Source organism: Caminibacter sp., assembly GCF_053999135.1.
This window is the reverse complement of the sequence record NZ_JBMXVQ010000084.1, coordinates 1-8,114: the sequence shown is the minus strand read 5'-3', so window position 1 is coordinate 8,114 and position 8,114 is coordinate 1. Positions and strand designations below refer to the sequence as shown.

Below are 8,114 nucleotides of genomic sequence, written 5' to 3'. Positions count from 1 at the left end.
CTGGCCCGGGAGTTAAAGCCGCTATAAAACCGACAAAAGCCAAAACAATATATTCGCTCACAAATAACTCTCCAAAAGCTGTCTTAGCTCATGGTCTTTTTTCTCTTTTGCCATTTTAATATATTTCTTATCAAAAATATCAGGTCTGCCCCCATAGCTCAAAAGCATATCTAAAACGTCTAGTTTTCTGTTTTCGATAGCCCATTGTATAAGTTCGTAATTTGCGGCATTCGGGTCGGCTCCTTTATCAAGAAGCATTTTAGCAATCTCAAGATGACCGTTTTTTACGGCTTTTCTTAAAGGATACTCATCGGTGGTATGATAATCGGCCCCCATTTTCATTAAATATTCGACAACATCCTTATGACCGTTAGCAGCGGCGTATTTTATAGCGGCGTTCGAATTGGACTGAATATTAAGACCAAGTTCATGCAGATATTTGACAACTTCCAAATGTCCGTTTTTAGCGGCAAGAACTATTGCCAAATCAAATCTTGCATGAATATTTACTTTATGCCTTACTAAAAATTTAATAATTTCCAAATGACCGTTAGCGGCTGCATAAATAAAAGCAGCCGAATTGTTGGCGTTTACGTCAGCACCTATTTTCAACAAAAATTTAGCTATATCCAAATACCCTACCCCGCATGCGTACTGGAAATAAAAATCTTCGAAAATCCTTAAGTTTAAACCTTTTTTATGAAAAAACTCCAATAAATGAAGATTATCGTATTCAACCGGCCAAAAAGCAACTTCAAACTCCAATAAGGGAGGAGTTTTAAAATTAAATTCATAAAAACTGATAATTTTCTCATTTGATTCTTTTCTTTTCAAAAGTTCTATTAATTCAAGCTCTTTTTCTCCCAACGAAATACCTTTTTGATATAATTTTATCAAAAAAAGATGATGGAAAAGTTAGAAGAATTAAAATACTCCATATTTACCGATGACGATGAAGTAAAAGAGTTTTTAAAAAGAATAACCAATCAACTCTTAAAAAGCAAAATAAAAGATAAAACCATATCACCCTTAATGTTAACTTACAGAGAATTCATAGATTATTCTCTCAAACGTATTTTTAATAAAATCGTAGAAGAACTTAAATCAAAGGGGCTAAAAGAGGACGACGCAAAACTGCTTAGCGCCTATTTGATAAAAGAAGATTTAAAAAAGGATATGATAATCCATAAAACTATTGCTTCTTATATAGTTAGTTTAATTAAAGAAAACCATCTGCTCTTAAACCGTTTTATTTCTGATATGAGAGAGTTTTACACTACTCCTAAAGGAAAACTTATATATCCTGTTATGTACCCTTTTGACAAAAACAGACACACTTCCCCGATTCCCGAACTTAAACAACAACTAACCCAAATAGAAACAGTAAAAAAACAGCTTTTAAAAATGGAAAATGAACTTGAATCGTTAAAAAAAGAAGTCAACCGTTTAAAAAGCCTTATATCTGATATTAAACTTGCAGAAAAAAGAATATCTTCAAGTATCCTGCCTCATCTGAAAAAAATACATACCAAAGAAAGATTTAAAGAAAGACACCTAATCTTCTATATGCAAAAAAAAAGATTTGAAGTACTGATATATGAAAGCGAACAAAAACTTAAAGAATATGAAAAAAAACTAAAAGCCTTAAGCCTAAACATTCAAGGCTTTAAAGAAAAACATAAAGAAACCCTAAAAAAAGAAAAAGAAATAATTTCCACAATAGCAAAAAACATCTCAATACCAAGGAAAATAGAAAAATGAAACCTTTTATCGTTATGGATATCCTCAAAAAAGCCAGAGAACTAAGCGATGTAATACACCTCGAAATAGGAGAACCGGACTTATCTCCTAGCCCCAAAGTAAAAGAATCCTTACTATCAGCAGTTAAAGAAGATAAATTTTACTATACGGAAGCCAAGGGTCTAGAAAAATTAAGAAAAAAAATTGCTTCTCATTATAAGAAATTTTACGGTGTTAATGTAAATCCGGAAAATATAATAATAACGACCGGAACTTCCACTGCTTTTTTAATAGCCTTTTATTTTGCTAAAGAAATTGCCACCCCTACTCCCGGATATCCGTGTTATGAAAATTTTGCCGAACTTGAAAATAAAAAATTTATCAAAATTCCGACCTCTTTTCCTGAATATAAATTAAACAAAGAAGTTTTAAAAAAATACGAATTCGATACACTTATGATTTCCTCTCCAAACAACCCTACAGGAAGTGTATATAATCAAAAAGAATTAAAAGAAATATGCGAATTTTGCAACACAAACAATAAACTTCTCATAAGCGACGAACTATATCACGGACTTGTTTACACAGACGATTACACCACAGCTTTAAAATACAATAAAAACGCAATAATCATTAACGGATTTAGCAAGTATTTCTGTATGCCGGGTCTTAGAATCGGCTGGATGATTGTACCTGATAATTTAGTTAGAGAAGCTGAAATTATTGCCCAAAATATCTTAATTTCAGCCCCTACTCTATCACAATACGCCGCTATGGAAGCGTTTGATTATGAATATTTATCCGAAGTAAAAGAAGAATTTCAAAAAAGAAGGGATTTTTTATATAACGAGCTTAAAGATATTTTTCCGATAGCAAAACCTGATGGGGCTTTTTATTTATGGTATGATATAAGCAAATATTCAAATGATTCCTTAAAGTTTTGCGACGCGCTTTTAACAGAAGCAAAAGTTGCCGTAACTCCGGGAGTTGATTTTGGAAATTACCCAACCTTTATTCGTATTGCTTATACTAAAAATATTGAAGAATTGAAAAAAGGAGCCCAAAGAATAAAAAATTTTATTAAAAAAATATGAAAAAATATTGCGTTTTTACGGGAATTTGCCTATAATTTCACTGCGCTATGTGTTAAGTAGGGACACGCAAGCCGAACGGGCATAGCGTAATAGGAATATTATACAAGGAGTTGACATGAAAAAAATCGTAGCACTTATGGCTATTTTCGCAGCATTCGCATTTGCAGCTGACGGAGACGCAATGATTAAAGCTTACAGCGTTGTAGCTGCTGTTGTAGGTCTTGGTTTAGCGGCACTTGGTGGTGCAATCGGTATGGGACACGCTTCTGCGGCAACTATCGCAGGTACTGCAAGAAACCCTGGAATGGGTGGTAAACTTATGGGTACAATGTTCATCGCATTAGCGATGATCGAAGCGCAAGTTATCTACGCACTTGTACTTGCTCTTATCGCTCTATACGCTAATCCGTTCTTAGGATAATTTTTTATCCTTTCTTTCTTTTTTATTTTCATACATTCTATTATCTGCTATAGTCAACAGTTTATTTATTATTTCTTCTTCATCTTTAACATTACTTATATCTTTTGGAAAACAAGAAAAACCAATACTTACAGAAATTCCAAAATCTTTAAACTCAGTTTCAATTATATTCCTTAGCCTGCTTTTAAGGTTGTCTAAAACTTCAAACGAAGGATTTTCAACTATTATAACAAACTCATCTCCACCATATCTACTAACTAAATCACACTCCCTAAATGAATTTTTTAAAATATTAGCAACTTCTTTTAATATTTCATCTCCTTTATTATGTCCAAAACTATCATTAATAGATTTAAAGTTATCCAAATCTAAAAAAATCACTGCAAATTTTTCATTTTTATTTCTTTTTGCTTTTTTTATCAAATTTAATAAATAATTTTGCATATATTGTCTGTTATAAAGACCTGTTAATGAATCATTTACAGCCATTTCAAACATTTTTTGCAAAAGCTTCTCTTTTTCAGTAATAGAATCATCATATTTTTTTGTTACTTCTTCTAATAAAGCCTGAAGTATTTTTATTTTAATTTTCTCTCTCATTTTTCCTCCAATGCTAATAATAGTGATGTCTCATTATAAAGTTTTAATTTTTTGAAATTTTTATCAGGACCAATTTCTCCAAAAGTAAAAAAACCAAACAAATGAGCATTCAAAATAGAAGTATAAAGTTCTATTTCTTCTTTTTGCTTATCTTCCAAAACGTATTGTCTTGCTATACAGGAAAAATTAAAAATAAGCTCCGGATAAGGCATTTTCTCTTTTAAATCTAAAGCATTTCTTTTATCTTCTTCTAAAAGAATTTCCGAATCTCCAAATGAAAACTTAAATTTTTGATGTCTTTTTATAGGACCAAAAAATTCAATATATTCTTCTTTTACATCTTTAATAGTTCTTATCGTAGCAACATACCCGTCAGTTTCATCTAAAAAATAAATTGGCGTATACCATAAATACCTTATATCTTTGTTATCAATCTTCTCCATAAAATTTTTAATAACATCAGAAAACTTTTTGCCATCATCTATTGAATAAATTTTATAATCGTCTGCTTTTTTTACCTCATAAGTAATTCCATAAGGTTTAAATCCAAGAGATATTCCTATTTCATACGAAACATTTTCAAATGATAAAATTACAAAACCGTTTTTAATTATTCTGTTATCAATATATTGATAAACAATTGCTTCATTATCATTAATAATTCCAGAAGAAATTCCTCCGATAATATTATTTACAGGCTGATAATTAAGTTTTAAAGAAAGTTTTTCAATAAACTCCCCTATCTTAACTTTATTACTTCCAAGACTCCCTATAATAATATGCAATTTCTCTTTATTTTCATTTAAATAATCAACTGTCTGTTTTAAAGAATTGTCAAAAGAAATATCTTCTATAAAAAAAGTAGAAATTTTTCCATCTTTAACAAATTTTATAACACAACAACTAACTCCTTCTACTATTGAATTATCTACAAAAGAATCAATTCCATTAAATGCAACATAATCAGCATTTTTAAAAACTTTTTTTATATAGTAGTTGATATCATTATAATCATATTTTGAATGTACAGAAAAAATTAAAAAGTCAAAACTATTAAATTCTTTTTCTATTTCCTCTTTTAGATTTTCAAGCGCAAACAATAAGGAATTATCAGTACTTTTAAAAACTTTTGCAATCATAATTATTTCCTTATAAAAACTATAAATAATTTTTTGAAATCTTCTTTATTTTTTCATATATTTTATCAAAATCCGCACTGTACACCCTTGTATCAAAAACCGTCGTCATCATATTGGTATCTCTTTTAAACCTTGGAACCATATGTAAGTGTATATGTCCGGGAATTCCGGCACCTGCGTCAAATCCAAGATTCCATCCCATATTTATACCGTCCGCTCCGAAATCTTTAAGAATTTTACACCCCTTTTGAGCCATTTTTGAAATATGACACACCTCATCCTCGCTTAAATCCTCATAATTTCCCACGTGTCTGTTGGGAATTATCATAAAATGACCCGGATTATAAGGAAACCTGTTCATTACAAAAAAACAGATATTATCTCTGTAAAAAACATGATTTTCATCATCGTTTTTAGGAGAAGAAGCAATATCACAAAAAACACAACCGCTTTTTTTACTCGTATGATATTCCCTTCTCCATGGGGCATACAGTCTATCCATTTACTTTCCCTATTCTCTTTTCTATAGATTCGATTTTTTGTTTCATCCTGTTTTTTTTGTTTTTTCTGATATCCATTTTAATTGTTGTGTAAACTCTGTTACAATCAGGCTCTAACAATTTATAGGCATTGTTTATAATCTGTGTGGCTTCCTCAATCGTATCCGTCTCAAAAACCGTTCCCATAGGAGTCAGCTGATAAGGCACATTCCCTTCTTTAAACATTTTTATAACCCTGCTTACATACTCGCTTACACTCTCACCTTTATCTGTAGGAAACATAGCAAATTCAACTAATACTGACATAAACACTCCTTTTTTCTTTATTCAACTCCAAGTGCTTTATAAACTGCATCTATTGGGTCTGAATATATTATTAACTGAAATTTACTTAAAATATCAACTGGGACACTTGCTATTTGATTCATATCTATTGCCGGAAGCAATACTCTCTTAGCACCGCTATCGGCTGCAATCTGTAAACTATTCGCTAAATTGTCACTTCCTATTATCGCACCTCCGATATTCATAGAACCTAATACCACCATTTGTGAAAGCGGTTTTTTATCTAGTATACCGCTGCATAAGGATATAAAAATACTTAGTTCAATTCCGCTGAATTTACCGATAGAATTTACATCAGTGGCCCTTAAATGATAATCGAAATTTTTAAAACTGACACTTGATGAGATTCTTTTTAGATTTGCCTGAATATAACTTATTGCTTCTTTTAGTTCATCTTTATTAACTGTGCTAAATCCCGTATGCTCAAATTTTCCGCTTCCCGGAATTACCTGCAAATCAAATCTTATAAGTCCCTTATGAGAAGTTTCCGGATTTGTTGCAATGGTATAAATACTACCTGCCGGTAAATCCGGTGGAATAACACTTTTTGAACTGCTCTCAGGCACATTTACAAACACTTCTTCATTCAATTCGATATCGATATATGAAAAATTAACATCATAAAATTCCATTCCGCCTATTTTTTTAAGCTGCTCTTTTATTCTTCTTCTAAGAATCAGTGCGTATTCTAAAACTTCTTTTACATCTTCTTTTGTATATTTTTCATCCGGATGAATTAGTTTCAAAAGTCCGCTGATTGTTTTTTTTACAGCCTTCACATCTCTTTGGTTCAAATCTTTTCCGAGTCTAAAATATTTTTCTATTGCGTTAGAAAAGTTATATTTTTGAAGCTCTCTCATCCATTCAGCCATATAATCACTTATGAATCCGTAATCATTAGTAAAGAAGTGCGGTCTCATTTTCGGTATTTCCCATCCGGGAATATAAGCATGGAATCTATCAAAAAATGCACTGTCAATCATCTCTTTCGGAAAAGGACTAAGTAGGTGTGAAGTTTTAACCAAATTTTCAATACTTCCGTCAATATTTCCCACAAACACAAAAGAGGCTTTTGCCTGAATCTGATTTTTGCCTCTTGCAAAACTTCCGCTTTCCATATAATCTTTCATAATCTGAATACCGTCTTTGTCTTTAAACTTAATCCCAGCAACTTCATCAAAAGCCACAACATCCCAATTTCCGACAAGCCCTACCTGTTTAGAAGCCATATTGTAAAAAAGATTTGCAACAGTCGTCTGACCGCCGCTTACTAAAATAGAATAAGGAGAGAGTTCCTTGTAAATAAAGCTTTTCCCAGTGCCTCTTGGACCTAGCTCGGTTAAATTATAATTATTCTCCACAAAAGGAATAAGCCTTGCCATTAGATGCCATTTTGTTTTTTCATCAAACTCATTCGGCTCCATCCCCGTGCTTCTGATAACCAAATCAATCCATTCCTCTTTTGTAAAATATTGCCTTGTTTGCACAAACTCTTCAAAATTGAAATAAGGCATTTGAATAGGTTTAATCTCTTCTATAACAAAAGGAGAAAAATGAGAGTTTTCATCAAAAACATACTCCATCGTTACAATACACCAAATCCCGCCGGCAAGCAATTTTTGATATTTTTTAATCGTATCTTCGTCGATATATACGTTATTGATTCCAAGATTTTGAAATTCAGCCAAATAGACATTTTGCTTTTCATTAAGTTTTGCTGAAATTTTGTCAATTATTTTGTATCTGCCTTTTTCTTTTATTTTGGATTTGACTATTTCTCTCTCATCCGGACGGACATAATTTTTAGCTAAAATCTGTTTAACTCTTTCTATTCCTTCGTTTATAACCTCTTCATCATCACTTGAACAATACATTCCAAGCAGATATTCAAGCACATAAATAGGAACATTCGCCCCTTCTTTAAGAAGTTTCGTCAAATCTTTCCTGACAATCTTCCCCGCAAAATAAGTATTTAATTTATCTCTCATTTCCCCTCCTACCATTCATCAAATTCATTAAAAAATGCAATATTTACCTTCACTTTCATCTCTTTATACACAAAACTCGTACCGTCTTTTACTTTTTCAATAACAAGGCTAATTTCTTTGTTGTTGTAATTTTTTATTTCATTTTTGAATGTAAGTTTAATTTTCTTTTCTCTATTTTCTTCATATTCGTCTTTTATATCAAATGTTATCTGTTCTATATCAGATAGTATTTCATCGTTCAATTTGAAATAAACTTTTAAAGTAACCGGTTTTATTTTCTCACTTAC

General features: G+C 31.3%; 10 protein-coding genes. 3 read left to right on the top strand and 7 right to left on the bottom strand.

The window, feature by feature from the left end; translation table 11 throughout:
• Positions 1 to 57: 57 nt before the first annotated feature.
• Positions 58 to 633 carry an ankyrin repeat domain-containing protein gene (locus ACXJH6_RS06590; protein WP_456470965.1) on the bottom strand — a complete coding sequence of 192 codons (576 nt, stop codon included), beginning with the start codon at positions 631 to 633 and terminating at the stop codon, positions 58 to 60.
• Between the two features lie 273 nt (positions 634 to 906).
• Between ACXJH6_RS06590 and ACXJH6_RS06585 the strand changes: the two genes are divergently transcribed.
• From ACXJH6_RS06585 to ACXJH6_RS06575, 3 genes are all read left to right on the top strand, one after another.
• A complete protein-coding gene (locus ACXJH6_RS06585) occupies positions 907 to 1,761 on the top strand; it encodes a hypothetical protein (RefSeq protein ID WP_456470964.1) in 855 nt (284 codons plus the stop codon).
• Positions 1,758 to 2,834: a pyridoxal phosphate-dependent aminotransferase gene (locus ACXJH6_RS06580; protein ID WP_456470963.1), complete on the top strand. Its 1,077-nt coding sequence runs from the start codon at positions 1,758 to 1,760 to the stop codon at positions 2,832 to 2,834. The genes ACXJH6_RS06585 and ACXJH6_RS06580 overlap by 4 nt, the downstream gene beginning before the upstream one ends.
• Positions 2,835 to 2,949: 115 nt before the next feature.
• Positions 2,950 to 3,255, top strand: a complete 306-nt coding sequence (locus tag ACXJH6_RS06575) for a F0F1 ATP synthase subunit C (protein WP_456470962.1) — start codon at positions 2,950 to 2,952, stop codon at positions 3,253 to 3,255.
• On the opposite strand, the gene ACXJH6_RS06570 is transcribed toward ACXJH6_RS06575, so the two are convergent.
• The 6 genes from ACXJH6_RS06570 to ACXJH6_RS06545 all read right to left on the bottom strand — a co-directional run.
• Complete coding sequence (locus ACXJH6_RS06570) at positions 3,247 to 3,855, bottom strand: GGDEF domain-containing protein (RefSeq protein WP_456470961.1); 609 nt, start codon at positions 3,853 to 3,855, stop codon at positions 3,247 to 3,249. The two genes, ACXJH6_RS06575 and ACXJH6_RS06570, sit on opposite strands and share 9 nt — an antisense overlap.
• Positions 3,852 to 4,994 carry an FIST C-terminal domain-containing protein gene (locus ACXJH6_RS06565; RefSeq protein ID WP_456470960.1) on the bottom strand — a complete coding sequence of 381 codons (1,143 nt, stop codon included), beginning with the start codon at positions 4,992 to 4,994 and terminating at the stop codon, positions 3,852 to 3,854. Before ACXJH6_RS06565 ends, ACXJH6_RS06570 begins: the two co-directional genes overlap by 4 nt.
• A 19-nt stretch (positions 4,995 to 5,013) precedes the next feature.
• Positions 5,014 to 5,496 (bottom strand): HIT family protein, encoded by a 483-nt coding sequence (locus tag ACXJH6_RS06560; RefSeq protein ID WP_456470959.1) that lies wholly within the window; start codon positions 5,494 to 5,496, stop codon positions 5,014 to 5,016.
• On the bottom strand, positions 5,489 to 5,800 hold the full coding sequence (locus ACXJH6_RS06555; RefSeq protein WP_456470958.1) for an MTH1187 family thiamine-binding protein: 312 nt from the start codon (positions 5,798 to 5,800) through the stop codon (positions 5,489 to 5,491). The genes ACXJH6_RS06560 and ACXJH6_RS06555 overlap by 8 nt, the downstream gene beginning before the upstream one ends.
• A 17-nt stretch (positions 5,801 to 5,817) precedes the next feature.
• Complete coding sequence (gene brxL / locus ACXJH6_RS06550) at positions 5,818 to 7,827, bottom strand: protease Lon-related BREX system protein BrxL (protein WP_456470957.1); 2,010 nt, start codon at positions 7,825 to 7,827, stop codon at positions 5,818 to 5,820.
• An 8-nt stretch (positions 7,828 to 7,835) separates the two neighbouring features.
• Positions 7,836 to 8,114, bottom strand: a 279-nt coding sequence (locus ACXJH6_RS06545; RefSeq protein WP_456470956.1) for a hypothetical protein, incomplete at its 5' end; no start/stop codon positions are given.

Coding starts and splice junctions, on each gene's coding strand:
- ACXJH6_RS06585 (WP_456470964.1), top strand. CDS start 907: ATGGAAAAGTTAGAAGAATTAAAATACTCCATATTTACCGATGACGAT.
- ACXJH6_RS06575 (WP_456470962.1), top strand. CDS start 2,950: ATGAAAAAAATCGTAGCACTTATGGCTATTTTCGCAGCATTCGCATTT.
- ACXJH6_RS06555 (WP_456470958.1), bottom strand. CDS start 5,800: ATGTCAGTATTAGTTGAATTTGCTATGTTTCCTACAGATAAAGGTGAG.
- ACXJH6_RS06570 (WP_456470961.1), bottom strand. CDS start 3,855: ATGAGAGAGAAAATTAAAATAAAAATACTTCAGGCTTTATTAGAAGAA.
- brxL (WP_456470957.1), bottom strand. CDS start 7,827: ATGAGAGATAAATTAAATACTTATTTTGCGGGGAAGATTGTCAGGAAA.
- ACXJH6_RS06580 (WP_456470963.1), top strand. CDS start 1,758: ATGAAACCTTTTATCGTTATGGATATCCTCAAAAAAGCCAGAGAACTA.
- ACXJH6_RS06560 (WP_456470959.1), bottom strand. CDS start 5,496: ATGGATAGACTGTATGCCCCATGGAGAAGGGAATATCATACGAGTAAA.
- ACXJH6_RS06565 (WP_456470960.1), bottom strand. CDS start 4,994: ATGATTGCAAAAGTTTTTAAAAGTACTGATAATTCCTTATTGTTTGCG.